Annotated in this window: 14 protein-coding genes; 6 read left to right on the top strand and 8 right to left on the bottom strand. The window is 62.7% G+C overall.

Annotated features, from left to right (window positions below):
* Complete coding sequence (locus ATE67_RS15860; protein ID WP_058817643.1) at nt 1-186, top strand: hypothetical protein; 186 nt, start codon at nt 1-3, stop codon at nt 184-186.
* On the opposite strand, the gene ATE67_RS15855 is transcribed toward ATE67_RS15860, so the two are convergent.
* Nucleotides 170-994, bottom strand: coding sequence for an FkbM family methyltransferase (locus ATE67_RS15855; RefSeq protein ID WP_058817642.1), 825 nt, complete (start codon nt 992-994; stop codon nt 170-172). The genes ATE67_RS15860 and ATE67_RS15855 overlap by 17 nt on opposite strands.
* 1,327 nt (nt 995-2,321) lie before the next feature.
* Between ATE67_RS15855 and ATE67_RS15850 the strand changes: the two genes are divergently transcribed.
* Nucleotides 2,322-3,254, top strand: coding sequence for a 2OG-Fe(II) oxygenase (locus ATE67_RS15850; protein WP_331458774.1), 933 nt, complete (start codon nt 2,322-2,324; stop codon nt 3,252-3,254).
* Between the two features lie 42 nt (nt 3,255-3,296).
* On the opposite strand, the gene ATE67_RS15845 is transcribed toward ATE67_RS15850, so the two are convergent.
* The 7 genes from ATE67_RS15845 to ATE67_RS15815 all read right to left on the bottom strand — a co-directional run bounded on the left by ATE67_RS15845 (nt 3,297) and on the right by ATE67_RS15815 (nt 11,729).
* Nucleotides 3,297-4,073 carry an FkbM family methyltransferase gene (locus ATE67_RS15845; RefSeq protein ID WP_082660435.1) on the bottom strand — a complete coding sequence of 259 codons (777 nt, stop codon included), beginning with the start codon at nt 4,071-4,073 and terminating at the stop codon, nt 3,297-3,299.
* Nucleotides 4,074-4,471: 398 nt separating this feature from the next.
* On the bottom strand, nt 4,472-4,735 hold the full coding sequence (locus ATE67_RS15840; protein ID WP_156417066.1) for a hypothetical protein: 264 nt from the start codon (nt 4,733-4,735) through the stop codon (nt 4,472-4,474).
* Nucleotides 4,736-4,868: 133 nt separating this feature from the next.
* Nucleotides 4,869-5,285 carry a helix-turn-helix domain-containing protein gene (locus tag ATE67_RS15835; RefSeq protein ID WP_082660434.1) on the bottom strand — a complete coding sequence of 139 codons (417 nt, stop codon included), beginning with the start codon at nt 5,283-5,285 and terminating at the stop codon, nt 4,869-4,871.
* A 160-nt stretch (nt 5,286-5,445) separates the two neighbouring features.
* Nucleotides 5,446-7,341 (bottom strand): BamA/OMP85 family outer membrane protein, encoded by a 1,896-nt coding sequence (locus tag ATE67_RS15830; protein ID WP_156417065.1) that lies wholly within the window; start codon nt 7,339-7,341, stop codon nt 5,446-5,448.
* A gap of 68 nt (nt 7,342-7,409) precedes the next feature.
* On the bottom strand, nt 7,410-8,768 hold the full coding sequence (locus ATE67_RS15825) for an HlyD family type I secretion periplasmic adaptor subunit (protein ID WP_058817637.1): 1,359 nt from the start codon (nt 8,766-8,768) through the stop codon (nt 7,410-7,412).
* Nucleotides 8,765-10,546, bottom strand: a complete 1,782-nt coding sequence (locus ATE67_RS15820; protein ID WP_156417064.1) for a type I secretion system permease/ATPase — start codon at nt 10,544-10,546, stop codon at nt 8,765-8,767. Before ATE67_RS15820 ends, ATE67_RS15825 begins: the two co-directional genes overlap by 4 nt.
* Nucleotides 10,539-11,729 (bottom strand): helix-turn-helix transcriptional regulator, encoded by a 1,191-nt coding sequence (locus ATE67_RS15815; protein WP_058817635.1) that lies wholly within the window; start codon nt 11,727-11,729, stop codon nt 10,539-10,541. Before ATE67_RS15815 ends, ATE67_RS15820 begins: the two co-directional genes overlap by 8 nt.
* 465 nt (nt 11,730-12,194) lie before the next feature.
* Here ATE67_RS15815 and ATE67_RS15810 point away from each other — a divergent pair, with 465 nt between their 5' ends.
* From ATE67_RS15810 to ATE67_RS15795, 4 genes are all read left to right on the top strand, one after another.
* Nucleotides 12,195-13,661 (top strand): TolC family protein, encoded by a 1,467-nt coding sequence (locus ATE67_RS15810; RefSeq protein ID WP_058817634.1) that lies wholly within the window; start codon nt 12,195-12,197, stop codon nt 13,659-13,661.
* A gap of 278 nt (nt 13,662-13,939) precedes the next feature.
* The gene (locus tag ATE67_RS21465) at nt 13,940-16,129 is read left to right on the top strand and encodes a calcium-binding protein (protein WP_058817633.1); all 2,190 of its coding nucleotides are present in this window, start codon (nt 13,940-13,942) and stop codon (nt 16,127-16,129) included.
* 463 nt (nt 16,130-16,592) lie between these two features.
* Nucleotides 16,593-17,570, top strand: a complete 978-nt coding sequence (locus ATE67_RS15800) for a M23 family metallopeptidase (protein WP_058817632.1) — start codon at nt 16,593-16,595, stop codon at nt 17,568-17,570.
* Between the two features lie 535 nt (nt 17,571-18,105).
* Nucleotides 18,106-26,808 carry a DUF5801 repeats-in-toxin domain-containing protein gene (locus ATE67_RS15795; RefSeq protein ID WP_058817631.1) on the top strand — a complete coding sequence of 2,901 codons (8,703 nt, stop codon included), beginning with the start codon at nt 18,106-18,108 and terminating at the stop codon, nt 26,806-26,808.
* The last annotated feature ends 7 nt before the right edge of the window (nt 26,809-26,815 follow it).

The raw sequence follows: 26,815 nt of genomic DNA, 5'->3' as shown, positions 1-26,815 counted from the left end.
ATGTTCAATCGCATTGCCGCCAATGACGAGAAAATCACCCTTCAAGATGCCCTTGGCCGTGTCGATCGACGGGCCTTTATGACCGCGGTGAACGAAGCGATGGCCGTAGCGCCAGAGGGCAAGACCGTATCGATCAACGTCAGCGTCGATGACGCCGGTGAAGTGACCCTCAAACCCGGGGAATGAACCAGAAGTTCCAGTCGGCGGAATAGCCGAGCGCCGGAAAATCGACATCACCTTCGATTGGCTGCAATTGGCCGTCGGTCAGCTTGTGAATCTCGTAACCGAGCGACCGCATCCACTCCACAAAGTCCGGTACTGTCGTGCCGAAACGATCGTGCAGATGGTTGATCTCGCAAATGATCGTCGGCTGTCCTTCGCGAATAAGACGCTCCGCGCCTTGCAGGGCGGGCAGTTCCAGCCCCTCGATATCGATCTTGATCCAGTCCGGGGCGGGCAAACCCTTCGCCGCCGCATAATCGTCGATCCGCACAATCGGTACGTCACGGTCGCCTTTGTCGCTGACGTGGTTGCTCGACCGCGCTCCCGTAGTCATCCGCACCGTACCGGCCTTTGAGCCGACCGCTACCGCCTGGACTCCATCGGTGGATAGCCCATTCAGCTTAAGGTTTGCGATCAGATCCTCTGGCTGCGGCTCGAACGAAATAATGCGCGCGGCTGGAAAGCGGCGCATGAGCGTAATCGTATAGACCCCGCCGTGCGCGCCGATATCATAGATTACATCCCCATCACGCACCCGGGCGAATAGTGCTCGCCGTGTCTCATTCTCCGCCTCGGGCACGTAATCGATATTCCCGGTACTGCCGAATTGCCGCGGCGAGTAGGTGAACCAGCTATCCTCGAACAGCGCTGCTGCGCCGTCAGGTCCGACGCGATAGGTGGTCTGCACGTCGAACGCGCGATGCAGCCAGCCCAGAGCGCCGATCAAGCCGGCATTGGCGGTACGGACGAAATATTCTCGAAACCTGCTCATGGGCGCAAGGAATGGCATCGTACTTTTGGCCTGTCATGCGAAAATGAATGCCACCGGGAGCCGTCTCAATTTGGCATCAGAATCGGGACGAGTGCCGCAGGGCTATGTCGCATAACGGCGGTAAGATGGGCGCTCTGAGATTTGCAGTCCTACCTATCTCAATGGCCTTAATAAATAGCGTTGAACGCCGCGACTGAAATTGAAATAGCACCCGCGCATCCATGGCAATTTGAAGACCGGGCGGCATGACAAAGAAATCTCAATTGGCGGGAACGTGCGTCTTTTGCGGCGGCTCTGGGGTCACCAACGAATTGCGGTGACAGTTTGCTTTACCCCCAATTCTGTAGCGCCCTGAAAAACCGCTGTCCTACAAAATCAGCGTGCTTTAGCCTCCTCGCCATGCAGCATTCCGTGCCTTTCTTGCGCCTTCCGCTGGCTCCCCGCGCTCGGTCCTGCGGTCGCGGCACGGCTCTTCACCGCTCGGGCCAGACTTGCGCGTGTGCTTCGCCTAAAGCGACAAAGGAGACATTATCCACACGCACGTCCGTATCTTTTGTCGCGTTAAGGCCTCGCCGCAAAAGCCTCGCCGCGGTGGCTCCGTTGGGCTGAACTTCCCCGAACTTTGCCATTCGGCCGCCAAGCGGCAGGTGACGAGCGTCGATATGTCGACCGTGGAGGGCCGGTACGGCACGCTCGCCTATGACACGTTCCGCAACATCACGACCTGTGGCTATGGCAGCTGCTGCACCGCTCGCCTCGGGCAGCAGCTGGTCGAGCCAGCCGGTGACGCCGACCACGACCACCTAGGCCTGGTACGGCGGGGCGGTGCAGGAACTGGTCACGCGCGATCATGACACCGGCTCGGGCAGCAATCCGATCTACACCACCGACCTGCGGCTGGGCGCGTTCCGCGGCGCTGGACGGCCGGGAACGCTGCATCGACCTTTGGGTAGGTTTGATACCTCTTAATAGCGCGACCCGACCCTTGGGATCGCATGCTAGAAATTCACTCTTGCCGGCGAAACAGGGGAGGGGACAGGTGAGCCAAACAGCAGCAGCGGCGACTTCGGCGGTCCGAAGCTCATCAGCCTCGGTGCTCGCCGTTGCGGCTGCCGATCGTGCATCGCCGGACCCCGCGGCTTCTTCTTCGCCCAGCGCGCCGCAGGCGGCATCTGCGCCGATACCGAAGCCGGCGGTTGGATCTCCCGCGCCGTGGTTCAAGGCCCCCGTGCTTGGCGGCAATCCCGATTACACATTCCATACGGTCGCAGGCCGCGTCACGCTCTTGCTCTTCGCCGGTTCAGCGGAACACTCCGCCGTCCAGGCCGTGCGCGACCTCCTCCTCTCCCAGGCCGAGCTGTTCGACGACCGGAGCTGCTGTCTGTTCATTGTCACGCACGACCCGGCCGACGCTGCCCAGGGACGGCTCGCGACGCGTCTGCCCGGCATCCGTGTCATTCTCGACTATGACCGCGCCATCGGCACGGCCTATGGCGCGTGCCGCGAGGGAACCGATGACTGCGAGCCCTATGTCATGGTGCTCGACCGTCAGCTGCGCGTGGCAGGGCGGTTCCTCCTCCCTCGCGCGGCCGAAAGCCTTGATCTGGCAAGAAAGCTGATTGCCGAGGCGACGGCGGACGACTGGGCGCCTGTTCTATCGGTACCCCGCGTCTTGGACGCCGCGACCTGCAAGCGGCTTATCGCGCTCTATGATGCCGACGGCGGCAGCGACTCCGGCTTCATGCGCGAGGTTGACGGAAAGACGGTCCAACTTTTCGATCATGGTCACAAGCGGCGATCGGACTACACGATCCGCGACCAGACGCTTTGCCGGTCGCTGCGGGCGCGGATCGGGCAATGCGTCCGCCCTGCGATCCAGCGGGCCTTCAATTTCGACGCCACTAGGATGGAGCGCTACATCGTCGCCTGCTACGATGCGTCGGTTGGCGGGCATTTTCGCCCGCATCGCGACAACACCACCAAGGGCACCGCCCATCGGCGCTTCGCAGTGACGATCAATCTCAACGATGATTTCGACGGCGGGGAGCTTCGCTTTCCCGAATTCGGATCCCGCACCTATCGCGCCCCGCTGGGCGGCGCCGTCGTGTTCGGGTGCGGCCTGCTGCACGAGGCAACGCCGGTGACGCGCGGCCGCCGATATGCCTTTCTTCCGTTTCTCTACGATGACGAGGCAGCGAGACAGCGCGAGGCGAACAACCAATATCTTGGCGAAGGGGTGGGCGACTATCGGCGGCGTTGATGTCGCTGGCCGCTCCGCCCGCCTGCGACGTTCGATGGGCCGCTATCGAATGTAAAATATGTTCTCGCCGATGTGAAGCATCTCGAAATCACGCAAGCCCATTGCCCGTTGGAACGGGACGCTGGTGTACTGACCCTGCAGCATCCAATCATGCGGTTCAATGATCACCGCGGCCATGGAGTCGATCCAGTCCGTGTTCGCTGAAAAGAGATCGCGCTCAAACCCCTCGATGTCGATCTTGGCGATAAATGGAACGCCGTTCGGCACCTTTCCCACGGCGTCGTCGATGGTTACGATCGGTATGCCGCTCGTTGCGCGCTCGGTCTGCACTGCCCAGCCGAGCCCCTCCGAAATGAGCGATACAAAACCATTCTCCGATCCGATCGCGGCTTCCAGGACGTAGATGTCGGCGAGGTTTGCGACATTCATGCGGAGCACCTCGGCGTTGCCGGGATCCGGTTCAACCGCTACGACGGCCGCCTTCGGATATTGCTGCTTGAACCATATGGTTGCCGCTCCGATGTTTGCGCCGGCATCGACGACTACGGGAACACCGCCCAGCGCGATTATCTCCTCATAACGACCTTGCATGCGGCGAGAAGCTGCGGTGAGCCAAGAAACGTCATAGTCACGCTTGGCAAATACCTGCCGGACGGCGCTAATGTCGCTGTCACCGGCGCGGACGTAGATCGGTCCCCCGGGCGTTCGTACTTTCACTATGCGATTCTTACGTAGGCGTCCAAAATGCCGGAGCAAAATTGTCGGACCAAAATCGGCGACATCCTGCAAATTGTCCCGGACGCGGTTCAGGATGGCCATGGCTCACTCCATCAAAGAATATGCGCAGCAATCGACAATGTCACAGAAAGTCCCGGACGCCTTTTAGTCAAGAAGATAACATGTTTAGGCTGAAAGCCGTCGGACTGGGATTGCCCAACGTTCTCAACGTCACTCGGAAAAAGACGTCCGAGAAAGCTCGATAAGACTGAAGGATGCCGGTCCGACAGGTAAAGTGGCGCTAATTGTGCAAGGCCCTATGGGTTCGCCAACGGCTTCGACACTCGAATAAACCAGAAATTCCAGTCTGCAGAGTGGCCGAGCGACGGCAGCGTGCGGATTGAGCGGCTTGGCGATCGCCGCGGAGCATCGAGAGTTTCGCCATGGTCAACGGGTGCCGCCCTTAGGGTGAGCAGATGATTGCCGCAGTCAGATCGCCGCTACTCGGCCGCGAGGATGTCGGCGAGCTCTGAGTCTGCGGCACGCTCGACGCTGATCACGCTCGTATTCTGCAGATACTGAAGGCGGCGGATCAGCAGGTCGATCGAATAATGTGGGATCATCACGGCATCGTCGCGGTCGCGGTCGTTCTGCTTCTGCTGCCGTATGACCACGCCGTGCTGCGTCGGATAGGCTGTCACCGCCTGAACCGGGTGCACGACAAGATCCGCTTCCGTCCAGTTGAATTCCATGTTCCGTGCCATGCCGACGTCTCCCGACCGAATCGAACGTCAACAGAAATAGGCTACCGCTTCGCCTCGATCAGTCCCCGGTTGCGGACTCATGACATTTTTTGTCGCCGTATGTTTGGGGGTTCGCCGGTGGGCAAACTGCCCATCAAAGTTCGATCGAAATTTTGACGTTCTGAGCCTTGATGCCTGCGAGCGCGGCAATGCCGAGCTTCGCGGCATAAATCATGATGCGAAGCCGATGGGGGTGAGCGAGGCCGGCAGGGATTTCACCGCTCTCCCAGGCCGAGGGGCCGATCACGTCAAACTCGTCGGGCGAGCTGCCCGTATTTTCCCGACCCGCCACGAGCTCCAGTTCCGATATGCCCAGTGCGGAGGCAAGCGTCTGCAAATTGCTGTTTCGCGGCTGCGTTTTGCCGGATTCCCACGCCCAGATTGTGGGCCTGCTCAAGCCTGCGCGCTCGGCGAGCTCGGAGCGGGTCATCCCTCGCTCCTCACGAAAGCGGCGAAGCCGTTGGGACAGTTGTTCGGCCGAATTGCCGACGGGTTCCGATGATGCGCTCATTCCATGCGGCTCCGCAAAGCAGCCGACGTCTCGCGTGCGGACATATATTTTCTCTGTGGCATCCGCGTCCCCTCAAGCGCGCGTTTCCCTGCCAGACGGCTATGCTTAGCGGCAACTTTTGCCGCCAGTCCCCGATGGGGACACGCGCGGTTGCTGTGCGCTAAAAAGCCGTGCCAAAAGAGATCGCAAAGATCTTCGATCGATCGCCCTGCTGCCGCTTGACGGGTTGCGCCACGCTGAAGCGCAGCTTTCCGGGCGCAAGATTGAACGTCATCCCGATGCCGACCGCGGCGCGCGGGGTGGCCGAGTTGCCGATCAACATTTCCCCCGCGGCAAGCTCGGACTTCCTGGCACCGAAGACCGAACCGGCATCGACGAAGACGCTCGGCACCGCGCCGAAGCGTTGAGTGTCGCCGGTCAGCCGGAACGAGAGTTCTGCTCGCCCGACATAATAGGCCTCGCCGCCGATGGCGGTCGCCTTATCCGGCGAAGCCCCGGCAGGAACGACCTTTGGACCAAGGCCCCGCAGATCGAAGCCGCGCATGCTGTTACCGCCGATATAGAAACGGTCGAACAGGGGAACGTCGCGCCCGTCGTAGCCCGATGCGTACCCTCCCTCGAGGCCGAGCGCCAGGTCGATGTTATCGCCCAGCCGCTGATAAAAGGTTGCCGAGGCCCGGTAGCGGACAAACCGCGTGTCTCCACCGAGACCGGCAACATCTTGCGAGACCCTGAGCTGAAATCCACGCCGAGGATCGACCGTGCTGTCGCGCCGATCGAGGCTCAGGGCGACGCTGAGCACCGAACTGCTGGAACGGCCGATCGCGTTGCAGAACACGCTGCCGTGCACACTGATGTCGCACAGGGCATTCTTGCGGCGGATCAGGAAGTCCTCGTCCGAAAAGCGGTAATTGGCTGCGAAGCGCAGCTTTCGGGTCAGGGGCCGGCCAAGATAAACGTTGAGGCCGCGGGCTGTCTGTACGAAGAGGCCGCTATTGACGTTACGGTCGAAGCCCACCGCCTTCGACCGCGAGTAGAAGAATGCCGGAGCAACCGCGAAGCCGCTCCCCGCAAAATTCCTGTCGGAGGCTCCCATTTCCATGAGCGCCTGCACCTTCGAATAGCGGCCGGACAAGGTCAGGTCGCGCCCCGGCGCGCCGATATTCGTTCTTGCCAGCTTTACCGAAGCGACGGGGCCTTCGATCGAAGAATAGCCGCCTGAAACAGCGAGGCCCCCGCGCGAGAGAGTCTGAAGCTTGAGGATATCTCCTTCCGTCGCTTGCCCGGTTCTTGCCGCCGTATCACCCTCGCCATCGATTTCAACTCCGGCAGTTCCAGGTACGCCGACGGGCGTTACCTCGTAATTGGCGGCCGCATATCTCGGAGCATTATCTTCGATCGCCCCGGGACGCAAAGCGGATTGCAGGCCCAGTTGGGATGGCGATGGTCTTGCATTGCGCTTCGCCGACAACGGCGCGCCGATCTCCAGCCCCGCGATCAGGCTTGGCTCGCCGATCGCTGTCGATGTGCCCTGCTCTTGCGCCACAGACACCTGCGCAAGCCTTGAGGGCGCGTCGAACGATGGCGGCTTCGCAGATTTCTGATGGAGTGCCGATATGCGCGGGGGTTTGGCGACCGCAGCGGGTGCGGGGGGCGGCGGCGCGTCGAGAATTGGAGATATGGCGCCCTCGACCAGCGGCACAGCGACCGCGCCGATCTCTCCCGTAAATCCGTTCGGCATCGTCATGCGCGCGGTTGGATCGGCTTCCGGAAGCGCATCGTCGCCCGGGTCCGATGGACCGGCTATCGGCACCGGTGACGGTCGCGCGCCATCTGTCGGCGCGGCATCCGGGTTCGCCCCGGTCAATGGCATGTCGGCGAGCATGCTTCTGGCGTTATCGGTCCAGGCCTCCCGCTGCTGACCGGAGTGCAGGATGGCGGGCGCGCGCGCTTCCATCGCGGCCGCATCAGTTACGGTCACACCCGCCGCGGCGCCAAGCGCAGTTCCCTGCACGGCGTATTGGATTCCCCGGAATAAGAGACCGTATCCGGACACCCCATTCTCCCAAAATCGCGGCGGATCTTGTTCCCCGCGACGTCCCCTCTCTCCATGCGGTCCGGCGATCAGGATTCCCTGAACGATCGGTTGAAGCTGTCGATCATCGGCTGGAAGAACATGCTGAACAGCGAACTCGAGCCCAGATCGATGAAGACTTCCGCCGGCATCCCGGACATCAGCTTGACCGACGGGTAGCGCTTCAGCTGCTCGGGAGAGATTTCCACGATGACCTTGTAATAAATCTGGTTCGCGTCCTTGTCGTAGATCGCGTCGGGGCTGACCTCGCGGACGGTGCCGAAAAGATTGGGAATAACGCGTGCCTTGTAGGGCGTGAGCTTGACCTCAGCTTGGAGGCCCTCGTGGACCACATCGACATCGGTGGGCTTCAGGCGCGCCGACACCACGATCTTCTCCGATGTAGGGACGATATCTAGAACTGGCTGGCCGGAGCCCAGGACGCCGCCCGGCGTGATCAGCCGGAGGTTCGATACCCGCCCGTCAATCGGCGAGACGATCTGCTGACGGCTGCGAATGTCCCGGCTGACCTTCATCTTCTCGCGCGTCTCTGCGATCTTGAGCTGCACTTCGGGTTGCTGCGCCGCCGCCTCCGCCGCCATCTGGCTGCGCAGCGACGCCATTTGGGCGCGCGACTCTCCGATGGTGTTGCGATATCGATCCAGCGCGTTGGTCAGCTTTCCTTGCTCGCCGGTCACAAAGGCGCGTTGGCGCTGAAGCGCGAGGAGGCGCGATTTGCGCTCAAGTCCCTCGTCGACCAGCATATTGACGCCCATCTCTTCATCCGCGAGCAATTTTCCCTGATCGCTCAGCGACGCGATCTGCGCTTCCGAGCTGCGAATGTCCGCATAGGTCTGGCCGATCCGCTGCGTATAGATTTGGGCTTGCTCCGACAGTCCCCGCTGCCGCGAGGCGAATTCCTCGTTCGAGGTCTGGATGATGTCCCGGATTTCGGGATCGCTTGCCTGGGCCGTAAGCTCGACCGGATAAACCGGCGCGCGAAGGCCCCGCCGCTCGGCATCAAGCCGCGCGTCCTGCGCAAGCAGGCCATAGAAGGTCGATCGAAGCGCGGCGTCCGAGGCGTCGCTTTGGGTGGCATCGAGAAGCACGAGTGGCTGGCCCGCACGTACAAACTGCCCTTCCTTGACCAGGAATTCCCGGACGATGCCGCCTTCCAGATGCTGCACCGTGCGGCGCCCGCCCCCGGCAGCTTCAAGATATCCACTGGCGATGGCCGCGCTGTTGAGCGGCGCCGCCCAGGCCCAGACGCTGAAGGCGAGGATGAAGAGCGCGATTGAGACGAACGCGACGCGGAGCGACCCCTTCACCTTCGGCGCTGCGCCAATGTCGCCGGACGGCGCGGGAAGGGCGAGCTGACCGCCGCGCGACAGATTTACGGGTACGTTCACGCGCCCACTCCTGTTTCCCCGACTAGCGGCGGCTTGGGCCGCGGCGCAGCGGCGTCCTGTGGCGGGATCGCCCGGCGGGAACCGGCCATCTGTTCGATCACGGTTCGTGCATCCCCGAACTTTGCAACCTGCCCGCCCATCAGCAGGAGAATCTTGTCGGAGAGTTCGAGCAGGTTCGAGCGGTGCGACACGATGATCGTCGTCATGTTGAGCGCCTTCAGCTTCTTGATCGTGGCCAGAAGTGCGGCATCGCCCCTGGCATCAAGACTGGCGTTGGGTTCGTCCAGAACCACCAGCGGCGGCAAACGAAACAAGGCGCGCGCCAGGCCGACGCGCTGGCGCTGGCCGCCGGAGAGCTGATGTCCCCCATCGGTCAGCATGCGGTCATAGCCGCCGTCGATCTGAAGAATCATGTCATGGCAGTCGGCGAGCTTTGCCGCTGCGATCACGTCCCCGTCGGTCGCATCGGGCAGGAATCGCGCGATATTCTGCCGGATCGTTCCCGGCAGCAGTTCGACATCCTGCGGAAGATATCCGACATTGGGCCCGAAATCGCTCCGCATCCACTCGAACGTATCGGCGCCGTCCAGGCGGACATGGCCGGCGCTCGGCTTCAGCACACCGACGAGAAGGCGCGACAGGGTGGTCTTGCCCGACGCCGACGGACCGACGATCGCGAGCGAAGTTCCCGCGTCGATCTCGAAGCTGACGTTCCGCAGGATCGCGCCCTTCATGCCCGGCGCGGCGTAGGAGAGGGTCTCGACCGATATCCGGCCGGCGGGTTTGGGATACTCCATCTGCGAGACCCGCGCGGGCGGCAGATCGCAGAAGCTCGAAAGGCGCTCGAGGCTCTCGCGGGCCAGCACAAACTGTTTCCAATAGCTCATGGCCGCCTCGATCGGCGCCAGCAGCCGCGCGATCAGAATCGACCCAGCGATCATCGCGCCCCCGGTCAATTGCTGATCCAGCACGAGGAGGGCGCCGACCCCGAGCAGAATGACCTGCACGAGATTGCGGACGAACTTTATCAATGCGAGGATCCGGCTAGACTGGAACTGCGTAGCATCGACCGCATTGGTCTCTGCGATGTAGTTCTCCCGCCAGTGCGAGATGCTGTTCTTCGCCATGCCCATGGCGTCGATGACTTCGCTGTTTCTTACCAGCGATTCTGCATATTGCATGTTGCTCGACGCCAGCTTCTGGGCGTCCTTGATGGCATCGCGCGTCAGCCGCTCGTTATACCAGGTCAGTCCAAAGAGCGTTGCCGCGCCTGTCGCGGATATCAATCCGAACAAGGGGTGCAGCAAAAAGACGATGAGGAGATAGACGGGCACCCAGAGCATATCGACAACACTGAAGACGGTGGGCGTCGAAATGAAATTCTTGACCTGGGCAAGCTCGCGAAGCGCTTCGAGGCGCGTGTTGGGCGCGATCAGGCGCTGCTCGAGGGACCGCTCCAAAAGGTCGGGCGCAAGTCGCTGCGCAAGCCACGTGCCGATACGGTTCGCGACCTGCTGACGAATCCCGTCGAGAATGCCCGCAAGACCGATCACCATTATGATCGCGAGCGCGAGGAAATAGAGCGTATCCTTGCTCTGGCTCGTCAGCACCCGGTCGAATAGCTGCATCATATAAAGCGACATGGCGAGGGCCGCCATGTTGCTGATCGCCGAGAAGAAGATCAGGCGAAGTACGATGGGACGCTGCAACCGCAGGCTGGCGGTCAGTAAATTGTCGCCCTTTGCGATCCGGCGGCCGCCCTGGCGCGCCTCAGACATCCCGGCGATCTCCAATCGAAGGCGCGTCGCCTTGCCGCAGCGGCAGGACGAGCCCCGAAATAAGGCCGGCCAGCTCCATCTGGCGATGGACGCCAAGCTTTGCGCGGACACGTTTCAGATAAGTGCGGGCCGTCTCTTCTGATAGCCCACAACCTTCTGCGGCATTGCCAAGACTGCTCGATTTCAGGAAGTACCCGAGAAACCGCTGCTCGGAGGGAAGAAGGCCAAGTGCCTCCAGAAGCGAACTTGGCGCATCGACCTTACCCGGCCCCATGACGATCACCATGGCGCATCGCGCCACATCGCCGCCCGCACGCGACTTTGCCGATACGACATAAGCAAGCCGCCAGTCGCCGTCGCGACAGTCGAGGCGGAACACCTCTTCGACCGGGAAATGTGCCGTCGCCGCGCGGCGGATCGCCTCGCGCATTCCCTTGGCCTGCGAACTGTTCGCGGGGACGATGCTGCCGTCGGCCCCGCGGATGAGCCAGCGACGCTCGGCAAGGAGCGCGCTCGCCGCGCTGTTCATGAAGAGCGGCTGTCCGTCGGCCGAAAGCAGGGCCATCGACATCGATACGCGGTCGAACATCGCTTCGAGCATCGCGGAACGACGTGACTGACGGGCAAGCTGCGCTATGCGCGTGGCCGACTCCGCCAGAATGGGCGCGACGAGCTGCAGCGACATGGCGTCGCGTTCGGTGAACCGTCCCTCGTCTTCGCGCCGGAAGAACAGCGCGCGGATCACGTCGCAGCCGTGTTTCATCCGGATCGAGATGCCCCAGTCGAACTGGCCTGACAGGTCGCTGGCCTGCGCCGCCGACGGGGCAAGGTCGGTGCGCGAGAACTGGAAGTGATGCACCGGCTGCTCGCCGCTGCGCGCAAGAACAGCATCGACTAGCGCCAAGAGATTCTCGGTCTCGTTCTTCATACCCCGCACATGATCGAAGCCGATGAGGAAGGCGTGGCGCTGCGCATTTCCTGCCGTGACGGTCAGGATGGCGGAGTTCACTCCGAACTGCGAGAGATAGTCGTGCCAGATCTTTCGCGTCCGTGCCCCGAACTGCGAGTCGGCCGGGTCGTTTGCAGGGGGCAGATGTTCATGGGCATCGTTGATGTCGTCTGCGTAGAAAGATCCGCTGCTTGCCCCGTCATAATGCAATGCCAGTTCGATATCAGACGACATGTGGTCCCCCGTGAAACATTTGGCCCGCTGCAAACTGTTGAGTTTGCAGCAGGAGATGCACTCGCGACCATGATGTCAGCCACGCACGTCCAACTGAGGACGAGCGTCGCGCCCCGACCTTGCTTGCTTTTGTTTTGGTCAGAGTAAGTCTCAGCCAGCTTGTCTGGAAAAGACATCGGCTACCGTGACGGGGGTGGCCGACGGAGGCTATCTATTTCGATTCCGCGGATTGAGTCTATTATCCCCTCGGACATATCCGTTCGGATAGTTTCTTGGCGGCCCGCCCGGCATTACGCTGCGCCCCAACGATAAATGGCTCGGCTCTCATTGATTTGAGCCCTTTTCGAAGAGGGGCAGATGCTTAAACAACGGATCTTGCTGGCAGGTGCCAGCTGCGCGGCCTTCGCCGCTACCGCCTTGATTTACGTGCCTTCTCACGCGCAGGCGGTGGCGCCGTCGTCTAGCATGGCGACCCTCGCGCGTACGGTCGTCGACGACAATCCCGACATCCAGGCGCAGCGCAATCAAGTTCGAGTTGCCCAGGCGCGACTCGAGGGCGCCGAGGCTGGCTATATGCCCACGATCGAGGCGAATGGATCGGTACAGCGCCGCGAGATCGACGTCAGGAACGGTACCCGAAACGATTCTAAATACACATCGGGACACGTCGCGGTCGAGGCGCGTCTCCGCTTTTTCGACGGCAACCGCACGTATAACAGCGTCGAGATTGCAAAGGCCGAGCTTGCTGCGACCGAGGCCGGACTCGACGGCACGGTCTCAGACACGTTGCTCGAACTTCTTACAAGCGCTGCCGACGTGCATCTCAACCGCAAAATCCTGCAATTCTCGCAAATGCAGAGCGACGCAATCGGCGACCAGCTGCGCGCCACGTCACGCAAACTCGAATTTTCGGAAGCGACCCAGACCGACGAGGCGCTTGCCCGGGCTCGGCTCGCGACGTCGCAGGCCTCTGTTCTAGCGGCAACGGAGGAACTGAACGTCAGCGGCTTTCGCTTCCGCACCGTCAGCGGCCAGTCGGGCACAACGGCCCCAGCGCTTCCGGCGTTGGAGGAGCTGCCGTCCTCGCTTGCAGAAGCGCAGCGGATTGCGGCTGAAGAAGCGCCGCGCCTTCGGGCCGCGCGTCTCAACGCCATCGCGGGCAAGGCCGGGGCGCAATTTGCCCTGGGTGCACTGTTGCCGCAGCTCGACGCCGTTGGTGGATATGAGTATCTGACTGGCGGGGTGGCGAACCTGTTCACGGGGAAGCTTCCCGATGACCGCTCCTCGGTTTACGGGGGGCTCGAGCTTCGCGTACCGATATTCCTGCCCAAGGATCATGCCGAGATCCGCCGTGCGCGGGCTCTTCGCGATCAGCGCATTGTCCAGATCGAGGGGGCGGAAAGGACCGTTGCCGAAGAGGTCGCGAGCAACTGGGCTCGCTGGCTCTCCGCGAAAAGCACGATCGTCAACGCCGAGACCGCGGTCGCAGCCACCGAGAAGGCCGTGGCCGGACTGAAGACCGAGGCCGTTGGCGGCAACCGGACGCTGACCGAGGTTCTGGACGCGCAGAATTCGCTTCTGTCGGCGCAAGTGACCTTGGAGCGGGCACGTCGGAACGAGTTCGTTGCGCGCGCCGCCGTTCTCGCCTCGATCGGGCGACTCGATGTCGATGCTATTGCCGAGGGACGTTGCTGCGGGTCCGGCGCCGCGCCGCGGCCTGACGGGTCGCCCCTTGGACGGCCGCCCGCCTCCGCGCTCGGCAACCCGAAGCCGCCGGTTATCGCGTCCGCGGTGCGCAGTGAGGACGCGAAGCGCCCTGCTGCGACCCCGCCGACCAACGCTGCCGACAATGGCCGCGCTCCTGCAGAAGATGCGAGCGTGGAAAACGCGTCGCGCCCTGCCGCCTCTCGCCTCGGGCGGCGGATGGACTGATCGCCTCGAGGGGCACGCAGCACTAGCAAATAATCAGCAGACTTTCGCTTTCGCGCGAGCGCGACAGGAAAGCGTGCGGCCGCCGCGGGCGTGGTCCAGCTGACCCGTTTTGGGCCAATTTCAAAAAAGTTAGTCCATGTCCCCATGCAGGAATATCGGCGCCAGACCCCCAGTCATATTCCCTCTCAAGGCCCCGGATTTTCGAGGGCCGGCGGGTGGGGCTTTGATTCAGAAATTGAAGCAGCATCCTTGCGACCAGAATGAAGAGGATAGCGAAAATGCCGAGTGTAACTCCATCCAACGCGCCGACGGCGGCCAAGAATCCGACCTCGCGAGGTCAGGTTCTCGGAACGAACTCCGTCGACTTCATCGATCTGAATGCGATCGTCTCGACCGCCACGCTGCCGTATAACGCGCGTGGGAACGGCGGGAACGACACGGTCTACGGGAACAACCTCGACAACGATCTCTATGGCGATGCAGGTGACGACGCCGTCATCGGCCGCAGCGGGAACGACCGCGTCGACGGCGGTGCAGGCAATGACACGCTGATCGGCGACCAAGCGACCTTCGCAGTCGTTGGGCCCGGCAACGTAGTCTACACGGGCGTCGACAACGGCGGGGCCGACGGCAACGACACCCTGCTCGGCGGCGCCGGCAACGACACCGCATGGGGCGGCGGCGGAAACGATTATATCCGCGGCGACGCCGGCAACGACACCCTCAACGGCCAATCGGGCGACGACCGCGTCGAAGGCAATGCCGGCGACGACGTCATTAACGGCGGCGACGGACAGGACAATCTGTTCGGCGGTACCGAAACCGACGTCGTGAGCGGCGGCAATGGCGACGACTATATCGAAGGCGGCACAAACGCCAACGGTGTAGACCAGCTCTCGGGTGGCGACGGCAATGACGTAATCTTCGGCGACAACGGGACGGGCCGCAAGGCCGATCCGGATTTCGCCTACAACCAGAGCGGCTACAATCCGGGCAATGGCCATGCCGACAATATCTCGGGCGGCGCCGGCGACGACCAAGTCTTCGGACAAGGCGGCAACGACACCATCGCGGGTGACAGCGGCGATGACCTTCTCTGGGGTGATGACGGCAACGACACCATCACCGGCGGCACAGGCTTCGACCAAGTTGATGGCGGCGAAGGCGACGACAACCTTGCCGGTAACGACGGCGATGACGAACTTGACGGCGATGCCGGCAACGACGTGATTCGCGGCGGCGCTGGCTTCGACTTCGTCCAGGGTGGAGCCGACGACGATGACATTGGCGGCGGCGCCGACGATGACACGTTGAACGGCAACGACGGCAACGACCTCGTCCATGGCGACGGCGGCAACGACGTCATTTGGGGCGAGGGCGGCGACGACGCGCTTTACGGTGACGCCGGCGACGACGTCATTCGCGGCAACGGAGATCCGTTCTTCGATCCGCTCGATCCGTCGAACACCGATGCCGACTTCATCTCGGGTGGTGCCGGCGACGATACGCTCAACGGTGACGAAGGCGACGACGTTATCGAAGGAAATGACGGCGATGACGTGATCGGCGGCGACGCTGGGAACGACAACATCTCGGGCGGCGCCGGCAGCGACAACATCCAGGGCAATGACGGCGCTGACGTCGTGTCCGGCGGTGATGACGATGACCTCATCCAGGGCAATGCCGGGGCCGACAACCTGTCGGGCGATGACGGTGACGACACTATCTATGGTGGTGCCGGAAACGACGTCGTGAATGGCAATGACGGCGACGACACGCTCGCAGGCGATGCCGGCAATGACACCATGAACGGCGGCGATGGCGACGACATCATGTATGGTGACACGTTGTTCGAAAACCTGGGCAACCCGGGCGGCGGCAACGACACCATGAGCGGTGGCGACGGCAACGACTATATGAGCGGTGGCTTCGGCAACGACGTGATGAACGGCGATGACGGCGATGACACCATTCGCGGCGACACCGGCAACGACACCATCGACGGTGGACTTGGCGATGACAATCTCGAAGGCGAGTCGGGCAACGACAGCATCACCGGCGGCGAGGGCGACGACCATATGTCGGGTGGCGCAGGCAAGGATCTGTTCAAGTTCGACAGCACCGACTCGTCGCCGGGCTTCGGCAACGACGTCATCGGTGCGCCGTTCAGCCTCGGCTCGGGCCGCGACTTCAACCTCGCGAACCGCGACACGCTCGTCTTTGACGTCGACTCCGGCTTCGATCCGTCGGCCGACATGTTCGTCATTACGGGCGACTGGGACGGCCAGGGCGATGCGCTCGACGTCTTTGTCTTCACCTCGGCCGGCTCGGTCCTGATCGAGGACTTCTGGGAAGGTGCTTCGGCCCCGATCCAGGCGCTCGCTGCGGCAGGTGCATATGACTCGGTTGCCGCGCTCAACGCGTACAGCCAGGGCAATGCGTCCTACGACGCGATTACCTTCGTCTAAAAAGGGTTGCCCGGGACACACCACCTCCCGGGCACACCTTTGCAAGAGAGAGAGCAGGCCCTTGGCCCTGCTCTCTCTTTTTATGTGTCGAGGCGCCGTCTGCAGGGGAGGGCGCAACAATTGGGCGCCGTCGGACCGGCGCCATAGTGTCCCCATCCGGGAATTGGCCAGTTCTCCGTTCGCGGGCACGCTCCATCTTGAGCTGGTGGGTCGCGGTATAATCAGCTCCCTGCCCTATGCAGAAAGGCAGGCGATGTAGAAGTAGATCTCTCGCTTTGGGCCAGTTTGTACAAATTGTCCGTACAATCCACCCCACTCTTCCTGCGGGGAAGGTTCAAGCTTCAGGTCGGCACCCCCTGCTGACCCACCGTGTCCGCCGCCATAGCCCCCTTGGCGGCGGCCGGTGTCGCTCAGTGTTTATGCTGCCGACGCTTCGATGCGATAAGGTGCGACACGCGATCCCATGACCTTCCTCGATCTCACGTTCGCCCTGTTGGCTCTGACCGCCGCCGCGCCGGGACAAGGGCCGGAGTTCGTATTTCCGGTCGATTGCGAGCAGGGCAAGACCTGTCTCATCCAGAAATATTTCGATCATGACCCTGCCGCCGGACGCAGCGACTTTCGCTGCGGCAAATTGACGACGGATGGACATGACGGGACCGATATCCGGGTCCGTACCATGGCGGACCTGCGGCAGGGCGTTCGCGTCTTCGCCGCCAAAGCCGGCACAGTCGTGCGTATTCGCGATGGCGAACCGGACGTCGGTGTCCGTGCAAGGGCTATCGAGGGAGGTAAGGACGCGGGCAATGCGGTGGTCATCGACCATGGCGGGGGCTGGGAAACGCAATATAGCCATCTTCGCCAAGGCAGCCTCAAGGTTCGGCCCGGTCAGAAGGTGACGGCAGGCGAGCCGATCGCCCTGATCGGTCTTTCCGGAAACAGCGAGTATCCGCATCTCCATTTCACCGTTCGGAGCGGCGGGATGGCTCTTGATCCGTTCCTCCCGCTGGGCGGGGCTCCGAATTGCCGTATTGATCCCATCGCTGCGAACCTTTGGGATCATCGAAGCGCATCCCGCCTCGCCTACGCCCCGGCCGGCGTCATCGCGGCCGGGTTGGCGTCCGTCGTACCCCCTCGCGGCGTGACAGAGCGCGATCCGGCACCAGGCCTCGACGATATTCGCGCCCCCATCATCCTGTGGGCAGACGTGTTCGGCGCGCGTGCTGGGGACCAGCAGGAATTCACCATTGTCGCACCCGGGGGCGGCACTCTTCACCGCCAAGTCGATGTCATCGAGGACGGCGGCCTCAGCTGGTTCGCCTACAGCGGCAAGCGTCCCACCGGCGAGGGGTGGGCAAAAGGACGCTATACGGGTCGGTATCGATTGCTTCGCGGCGATCGCGTTGTTGGAGACATGGAGGTCATCGCTGTCCTGCGATAGAGATCGAAAGGCCGAAAACACCGATATACAGGTCACTCAATCGCAAAATAGCAAGGGTAACTTCGTCTCTCGTTCAATCTTAAGGTGACCTTTACGGAACAGATTCTCATAATGTAACACTCTATAGATAATCAGTTAAATTATTTTCATTAAGTTTACTAATATTTAACCCAAAAGATAATGATTTCATACAAAAGTATAGTGCCAGTCACCGGAAATTGCCATTGCAGAATCACGGGCACAGGACTGTATTTGCCGTAACAGTGAGAGGGCACGGGCACAGGTCGCCAAAGTAGAACCTGGCACAATCACAGCTGCGGATAACCCGGTTCCTGACCGTCATCGGTCCGGGTGAAACGCGCTTGTCGCCTACTTTGTTGGTTTCCCAACAAGGCAAGCGTCTCGCGCTGGTGAGTGCGTGTTCAAGGGGGCTAACTGAGCAATGGAGCTAGGTCGGGATCGGAAGCATTTCGAGGGCGCTGATGCTGCTAATGCCCGGCAAGCAGCGCCAGACGTAGCAGCGGCGACGCCTCTCATGCTCCTTGCGGCACGCGCGCAGCGGATAATCCCTGTCGACGGTGTGATCCAGTTGCCCTCCGGTACCCGCCTCGATGCGATCAGGCTTTCGGGCAACGATCTGCTTGTGACGCTCCCAGACGGTCAGGTGTTGATCATCGTCGATGGCGCGCTCCATATTCCGCAGATCAAGATCGGCACGATCAATATTCCGGCTCCCACCGTCGCCGCTCTGATCGCCGGTCAGGAACCCGAACCAGCCGCGGGGGCGCCGCAAAGCTCGGGGGGCAATTTCGAACAGACGCCCGGCGACATCGGCAATGCCTTCGGCCTTGGCGACCTGCTTCCTTCGACCGACTTTGCATTGGCTGCTGTCGACGACAGCGAACTCATTCCCGACGCCATCGACAACAAGCCGGCGATTCTGATCACTACCCCCGATCAGCCGGCTGGGGCTGCCTCCGCCACGGCCACCGTGGCGGAGGCAGCGCTTCCCGCGCGGGGGACCGAGCCCGCCGGCTCCGACCAAGTCTCCGAAGCAGAGACGATCAGCGGCACCATCGAAATCCGTTCGATAGACGGCCCAAGCACAGTGTCCATCGGCGGGACTGCCGTCACGGTCGTCGGCCAGACGATTGCGACGCCGCTGGGGCTTATCACCGTCACCAGCATTGCGCCGAGTGCGATCGGTTACAGCTATACGCTCACCGACAACACCACCGCTGCTGATGCCAAAGATATTGTGGAGATCATTGTCACCGACCGCGATGGCGATGTGGCGACCGCAACGCTAACGCTCAACATCTCCGATGACACGCCGACAGCGCGCGCCGATATCGACGATGTTTTGCCCGGAACCTACACGCCGCAAACGGGGAATGTGATCTCTGGTGCGGGAACTGCTACAAGCGCCGCCGGAGCGGATACACCGGGCGCCGACGGCGCGCTTGTGACCGGGATCGCCGCGGGCGAGGGGAGTGTCTTCTCGCCGCCCGGCGCGCCGATCGCCGGACAATATGGCCGACTGCTGATCACGGCCGACGGCACATATATCTATCTCCGCAATTCCGGCACGCCGGGCGGCGTGTCGGACGTCTTCACCTATCGGCTGACCGACGGTGACGGAGACACGGCGACCGCGACGCTCACGATCCGGATCGGGGATAGCGCCGTCAGCATTGTCGCGCCCGTTCCGGGCGAGGACGGGACCCGGGTCGAGGAGGCCGGACTTTCGGAACGCGACGACGGCGGGGCGCCTGGCTCGCGGTCTGGCGACAGTTCCGACGTCACGACAGGCGTCATCGCGTTCAAGGCTCCCGACGGTCCGGCGAAGATAACCATCGAGGGCGTCGAAATCACGGATGAGGGACAGACGATCGAGCTCGAGAGGGGTATGCTCTATGTCATCTCGATCAACCCGGATTCGATCGAATATGCCTTCGTGCTCGCGACCAACTCTATCGGGCCGGCGACCCAGCCGATAAATGTGACCGTGACCGACCGCGATGGGGATAGCGCGAGCACGCGCTTCGTCATCGACATAAACGACGATGCACCCGTCGCGACCGCGGACATCGACCGCGTCCCCGCGGGAAGCTTCGCCGCGGCGACGGGCAACGTGATCACCGACGCCGAAAATGACGGAGGCGCCGATCTCACGGGCGCGGACGGCGCAGTGGTGACTCTGGTCACCGGGGCTTCGGGCAGCGGGATCGCAGGCGTTCCGATCGCGGGTCTTTATGGCGTGCTTACGCTGCTGGCCGACGGCAGTTACAGCTATGTCCGCAACGCCGGCTCGGCGGGCGGCGTCAACGACGTTTTCACCTATCAACTCACAGACGGCGATGGCGACACGGCGAGCGCAACGCTAACCATCGCGATCGGCGACGGCGGCGTGACGCTTCGCCTGCCGAACGGCTCGGACGACGGGCGGAGCGTTGCCGAAGCAGGGCTTGCCGTTGGTTCGTACCCGGCGAGCGGCACAGCGACCACGTCGGGCGCGATCAGTTACACCGTCGTCGACGGACTTGGAAAGATCACGATCGGCGGGGTCGAAGTTACCGCCATCGGGCAGCTTATTGCGGGCAATTTCGGAACGCTGACGATTACCGGCATTTCCGCCGGAAGTATCACGTACAGCTATACTCTCACCGATCCGGCAAGCAGCGACGACGCGGCCGAGACTTTCGCCGTGGTGGTAACCGACCTTGATGGCGACCGCGCTATCGGCACCCTCAGTATCGCGATCGTCGATGACGTGCCGACTGCGGTTGACGAAGAGGACTTTCTGGAGACGAGCGGCGCGGGAAGAGCCGACGGAAATGTGCTGACCGGCGCAGGCGGAAGCGATGCCAACGCCAGCGACGGGAGCGCCGATACCGCCGGGGCCGACGGGGCGAGCGTCACCGCCGTGACCTTCGAAGGCGCCAGTGGCGAAGTCGACGGTCTGACAGCGGGCGCCTATGGAACGCTCGAACTGGAGTCGGACGGCCGCTACGTCTATGTCGTCGACCCCGACAATATAGATGTTCAGGGTCTCGACAGCGACGACGTCCTCGTCGAGACATTCACCTATACCATCACCGATGGTGACGGCGATCAGGCCACCGCCACGCTGACCCTAACCATCCGCGGGCGCGATGACGGCGTCGCCATAACCGGCCTTTCGGCTGCCGGCGGCGAACTGACTGTTTCCGAAGCCAATCTGCCCGGCGGTACGGTCGAAGACTTGTCCGCACTCATCCAGAGCGGCAGTTTCGATTTCAGCGCGGTAGATGGCGCTGCATCGATCAAAATCGGCGGCCAGACGCTGTTCGACGGCAGTGACATCGTGCCGGGCCTTACGATTGTCACCAACCTCGGCATCCTGACTATCACCGGCTTCGACGGCGTATATGATTCAAGCGGCGAACTTGTCGCCGGGACGGTGAGCTACAGCTACGAACTCACCGCCAACAGCCTCCTTCACACCGGCGCCGCCAATACCGCGCTCCGCGACAGCTTCGTGGTGACCATTACCGATAGCGACGGTTCGGCGGCAACATCGAGCCTCGACGTCACCATTGTCGACGATGCGCCGATCGCGCATCCAGAACCCTCGATCACGGTCGCCGAAGACGCGCCAGCCATCACCGGAGACCTCCTCGAGAATGACAGTGGCGGGGCCGATGGCGCCGTGGTCACCTCGGTGACGATCGGGAGTGTCACGATCGCAATAGCTGCCGCCGGCACCACGGAATATACCAATTCCGCAGGAACCTACAGTTTCGAGGCGAGCGGCGCGTGGAGCTTCAATCCGGCCGTCCAGACGAGCGTTTTTCCTGTCCACGCCGACTTTACCTATACGATCACCGACGGGGACGGCGATACATCATCCGCCGTCCAGCAAATCCGCGTCGCTGACGGTGCGGGGCCGACGGCAAGCGCGCCCATCACCCTCACCGTAGACGATCAGCATCTCGAGAGCGGCTCGTCGCCCTCATCTCAGCCCGTTTCGGCGAGCGGTACGATCCATTTCGCGCAGGGCTCCGATGCGATCGTTTCGATCGGGTTCGGCGATTTGGCGGGTCTCGATGGAGGCCTCAGCTGGGAACTGGAATCTGAGACCCGCATCATCGGCCTGGATGCCGATCTCAACCCGGTGGTCGTCCTCGAACTCGGCGTGAGCGGAAACGGCGCGACCGTAACCGCGACGCTCGTTCAGAATTACGGATTGCATCCCGACGTGACGCGCGATGATTTGGCCGATCTTGGCTCGATCGCGGTCGTAGCACTTGATGCCGATGGCGACGCAGCTTCGGGCATTGTCCATGTCGCGGTCTCGGACGATGTGCCCCAGATCACCGCCGCCGGATCAGCGGCCGGGCTGCTCACTGTCGACGAAACGAGCCTCGGAACCGACGCCACCGCGGACATCAGGACACTCTTCAATCTTGTGTTGGGTGCCGACCAGGCAGGGGGCCGCATCGATTACCGCTTCGACGTGACCACTGCCTCGGGCCTCACCGATGTCGCGACGGGATCAAAGATCATCCTCCAGGCCAACGGCAATGTCGTCGAAGGCCGACTGCTCGACGTGCCCTCGACGATAGCCTTCCGGCTCACCGTTGCGCCTGATGGAACCGCGACCCTCGACCAGATGCGCGCGATCAAACATGCCGATACGACGAACCCCGATGACAGTGTGTCCCTCGCGTCGACGGTCATTCGTTTGACGGCGACCGTGGTCGATGGCGACGGTGACAGCGCCTCGGCGACGATTTCGATGGGCAATGCCCTCGTATTCCGCGACGACGGCCCGATCATCGACGCGGCGAGCGCAGACACCAACAGCATCCAGCTCACGACCGCCGATGGCAACACCCGCGGCGCTGCGTTCGATACTGCAACCGCAAATTTTGCCGGCGCCTTTTCGATCGCGAGCGCAAGCTTTGGCGCCGACGGCCCCGCCAGCGGTGGGCAGGTCAGCTGGTCTTACTCGCTTGCAATGGCCACGGCGGACGCGACCACCGCCCTGACCAGCAACGGCGTGCCGGTCACGCTCGCTCTCGTCTCCGGAGAGATACTGGGGAGCGCGGGCGGCACGCCAATCTTTTCGATTTCGGTCAATTCCGCCACGGGCATAGTCACGCTCAAGCAGTTCGCCGAGATCGATCATCCCCTTCCGGGCGTCGCCGGCAGTTACGCATCCCAATTTATCGAGCTCGCGACTGGGCTCGTCGAGCTTCGCGGCATGGCGACGATCACGGATCGCGACGGGGACCGGCAATCGGACACCGCGGTCCTCGATCTTGGGGGCAATATCCGCTTCGCCGACGACGGACCCTCGGTATCGGCAGGAGGTACGGCGCCCACTCTCGTGGTGGACGAGAGCGATCTCTCGGCCAATGCAGTGGTCGATCTCTCGGGACTGTTTGCAGTCTCAACGGATTTCGGGGCCGACGGGCCAGGGACCGCCCAATATATGCTCGGCGTCAAGGCGGGGGCGAGCGGACTTGTCGATGCCCGGTCGGGCGAGGCCGTCATCCTCTCGATCGAAGGCGGGGTCGTATATGGCCGAACCGCGTCACATGAGGTATTCCGGATCTCGGTCGCCGGCGGCGGCATCGTCACCTTTGACCAATCGCGCGCCGTCATCCACGCGCCGGATGCCGGCCCCGACCAGACGCTTTTCCTCTCGGGCAGCAATCTGATCACGCTGACGGCGCTCATGACCGACGGCGACGGCGACACCGCCGCGGCGACAGCCGACATCACCGGCCATTTCGCAATCCGCGATGACGCGCCGCTTGCCGTCGATGATGAGGATAATGTGGCGCGCGATGGGCAGAGCTTTGCCGATGGCAATGTGCTGACTGGGATCGGCGGCAGCGATGACAACGGAATGGACGGCGCGGCCGACCGGAGCGGCGCCGATGGTCAACTCAAGGTCGTGGGCGTCGAATTCGCAGGCGCTTCCGGAACGATCGGGACCGCATTCGCCGGCGAATATGGCGAGATCATTATCGAAGCTGACGGGAACTACCGGTATCAACTCGACGCGGGGGATCCGGCGGTAATCGCGCTCGGCGCGGACGAGACTCTCACCGAAACCTTCTTCTATATCGTGAGCGATGCCGACGGCGACACATCGAAAGCGGCCATCCGTATCATCATAACCGGGGCCAATGATTTTCCGATCGCGCGTGCGGACACCAACTGGGTTCTCGACGGAGCGAGTGGCTCCGATCCCAAGGCAATCGGCAACGTCCTCCAGGACATCATCCATAGCAGCGCGCCGATAGGCCTGTTCGCCGATGTCGCCGACAACGACCCTGATCTCGAACCGATCACCGTAACCTCGGCGGGCACTTACGCAGGGATCTATGGAACGCTCGTGATCGCCGCCGACGGCAGTTACACCTACACACTCGACGAGGACCGGGCGGCGGTTAACGCGCTGGACACCGGACAGACCCTTGTCGACAGCTTCGCCTATACCATCAGCGACGGAACGCTCTCGGTTTCCTCGTCGCTATCCATCACCATCTTCGGAACCAACGATGCGCCGATGATCGGAACCACGATCGCCCGCGTCTCCGAAGAGGGACTTGCGGGCGGCAACCCGGATGCCTTGCCGAACCCGACGCTCGATACGACGAATAATGTGGTGGCGGCAGGTGTGCTCACCATTGCCGATGCCGACGCGGGGGAGACGCTGACCGTCGCCCTCGGCAGCCCCGGACCTGTCTTGAACTCCGGCGGCGTGCCCGTGACCTGGGGCGGCGTTGGCACAGGAACGCTGATTGGGTCGGCGGGCGGCGTCGAGGTCATCCGCATCACGATCGCACCGAATGGCGCCTACAACGTCACGCTTTCGAAGCCCGTCGACCATTCGGCGTCGGGGACCGAGGATATCAAGAGCTTCTTCGTCCCCGTCTCGGTGTTCGACGGCAGCGTAACCACCACCAACGTCGGCGCGATCGAGGTCGTCATCGAAGATGACGCGCCGACCGCGGCTGGCGAGACCGGCACCTCTGCGCAGCCCGCACAGGACGTGAACACCCTCTTCATCCTTGATTTCAGCGACAGTATCGACAGCGTCGAACTCGACACGATGATCGGCGCTGTACAAGGCGCACTCACGCAGCTCGACGCCGCCGGCACTGGGGCAATGACGATCCGCTTCGTTATCTTCTCCTCGGGTGCATTCGCATCGCCAACATTCGCAAGCGCCGCCGACGCAAACGCCTATCTTGACGGGCTCAACCCGCTTGCGGGCGGCGAACGGCCCTCGGCCGAGCAAATCGGCCTTAACACCAACTACAGCGGTGCGATTCAGACCGCACTTGCGAACTTTTCGGCGATTCCCGGCGCGAGCAACCAGGTTTTTTTCCTCAGCGATGGGAACCCCAATCAGCAGGTCCAGTTCGCCGGCATTCCGCCCATGGTCGTCAACTCACTGACGCCGGTCGTCGCGAGTGCGTGGAACAGCTTTATCGATGGCAATGGCGTCAACGTCACCGCTATCGGCATCGACAACAACCCCCTTCAGCCGCTCAACATACAGCGTTTACGCGATATCGACGTCAATGATGCGCCCGGAAACAACCCGATTCTGGTGGACGATTTCCAGGACCTGGTATCGACATTGCTGTCGGTGATCGTCCCGTCGGCGGTGACCGGCGACCTGGATGCCAACGACGCCTTCGGCGGCGACGGGGGCCGCATCCTGTCGATCGCCGTGGGCGGGACGACCTATATCTGGGACGGCACGTCGAGCATTGCGGTTTCGACCGGCGGGTCGATCGCAGGATCGACGTTGAACGCCGTCGCAACGCCGATGGGCGGCACCCTTACGCTCAACTTCGCGACCGGCCAATATCTCTACCAGCCGCCGACCCCGATCACCGTCACCGCGACCGAGACTTTTTCCTACGTCCTCACCGATCGTGACGGCGATACCGCCAGCGCCAATCTCTCGATCACGATCACCGCGCTGGCACCACCGATCGTTATCGATCTCGATGGCGACGGCGTCGAGTTTGTTTCGAGCGCGGCCAACGTCGCCTTCGACTATGACGGCGACGGCGTTGCCGAGACAACGGCCTGGGCGGGCCGCGACGACGGCCTTCTCGCTATCGACAAGAATGGCAACGCCAAAATCGACAATGGTTCCGAGCTGGTGTTCGGCAAGCCCGGTGTCAGCGACCTCGAAGGCCTTGCCCGGTCTTACGACAGCAACGGCGACGGCAAGCTCGACGCTGCCGACAAGGATTTCGCAAAGTTCGGCATCTGGCAGGATGCGAACTGTAATGGCGTAACCGATCCGGGCGAGTATCGCTCGCTCGTCGACGCGCAGATCGTGAGCATCTCGCTCGTCTCCGACAACAGGAGCTACACCGCCGCCAATGGCGAGGTTCAGGTGAGGGGCGAAGCCACCTACACACGCGCTGACGGCAGTACCGGAAAACTTGCCGACGCCGCCTTCGCGACCAATTTTGCCGCCGAGCAGCAGCGCACGGCACCGGGATCGACCGGTCTTTCGGCTGCGATGCTCGCCGCCGGCCTCGTCGCCGCGGCGCCCCTTGCGGCGCAGCCTACGACCGCCCCGCTCGTCGATGCCGCGCCGCCGCTGGTTACTGCGATCGCGCCGGAAGCAGCGGGAGGGGCGGCAACGTCCGCGGAGCGGGCTGGCATGGTCCATGAGTTTTGGACGGGCCCTGAGACTGTAAAGATCGGCAAACCGGAAGACGATGCCGTGCACCGCAGCGAAGACCCGCCGCAAAGCGAACTCGCGCTGACGGCCGATATGGCCGAGGGCGCGAGGCCCTATGGCGAGCTGCCGGGCGAAGCCGAAACAGGGGGCTCGCAAGATTCGCTGCACGATGCCGCACCTGTGGACGGCGGAGGGCTCGTCCAGCAGGTCCTGCCCGAGGGCGCCACTCCGGACCCAGCCGCCGCAACGCCAGGCACCCTGGATGCACACGCAGCATCCGATCAGGCGCCAACGGCGAGCATTTCCGATCTTGTGACGGCGGCGCTCGAAGGCCCGTCTGTCGATCTTGGCGCAATGCTTGGCAGTTCGGGTGAGGCAGCACCGCCGCCTGCTGCGATGCTGTCCGACGCGGGCAGCTGGATGGGCGAGAGCAGCGCGCTGCTTGGTCAAACATTCGTGATGGGTACGGCCGAACAGCACGCGGCAGTGCAGCTCGAACAGGCTGCTGCTGCAGGCCAGGCATGAGCGCGGG

Source organism: Sphingopyxis sp. H050 (assembly GCF_001468265.1).
Classification (GTDB): Bacteria; Pseudomonadota; Alphaproteobacteria; order Sphingomonadales; family Sphingomonadaceae; genus Sphingopyxis.
Note: the sequence above shows the minus strand (reverse complement) of the source record. Positions and strands in the feature narration are given on the sequence as shown.

Bases quoted from the DNA above. Each gene is read 5' to 3' on its own strand.
- ATE67_RS15835 (WP_082660434.1), bottom strand. From the start codon at position 5,285: ATGAGCGCATCATCGGAACCCGTCGGCAATTCGGCCGAACAACTGTCC.
- ATE67_RS21465 (WP_058817633.1), top strand. From the start codon at position 13,940: ATGCCGAGTGTAACTCCATCCAACGCGCCGACGGCGGCCAAGAATCCG.
- ATE67_RS15820 (WP_156417064.1), bottom strand. From the start codon at position 10,546: ATGTCTGAGGCGCGCCAGGGCGGCCGCCGGATCGCAAAGGGCGACAAT.
- ATE67_RS15840 (WP_156417066.1), bottom strand. From the start codon at position 4,735: ATGGCACGGAACATGGAATTCAACTGGACGGAAGCGGATCTTGTCGTG.
- ATE67_RS15800 (WP_058817632.1), top strand. From the start codon at position 16,593: ATGACCTTCCTCGATCTCACGTTCGCCCTGTTGGCTCTGACCGCCGCC.
- ATE67_RS15860 (WP_058817643.1), top strand. From the start codon at position 1: ATGTTCAATCGCATTGCCGCCAATGACGAGAAAATCACCCTTCAAGAT.
- ATE67_RS15815 (WP_058817635.1), bottom strand. From the start codon at position 11,729: ATGTCGTCTGATATCGAACTGGCATTGCATTATGACGGGGCAAGCAGC.
- ATE67_RS15845 (WP_082660435.1), bottom strand. From the start codon at position 4,073: ATGGCCATCCTGAACCGCGTCCGGGACAATTTGCAGGATGTCGCCGAT.
- ATE67_RS15795 (WP_058817631.1), top strand. From the start codon at position 18,106: ATGCTCCTTGCGGCACGCGCGCAGCGGATAATCCCTGTCGACGGTGTG.
- ATE67_RS15810 (WP_058817634.1), top strand. From the start codon at position 12,195: ATGGCGACCCTCGCGCGTACGGTCGTCGACGACAATCCCGACATCCAG.
- ATE67_RS15855 (WP_058817642.1), bottom strand. From the start codon at position 994: ATGAGCAGGTTTCGAGAATATTTCGTCCGTACCGCCAATGCCGGCTTG.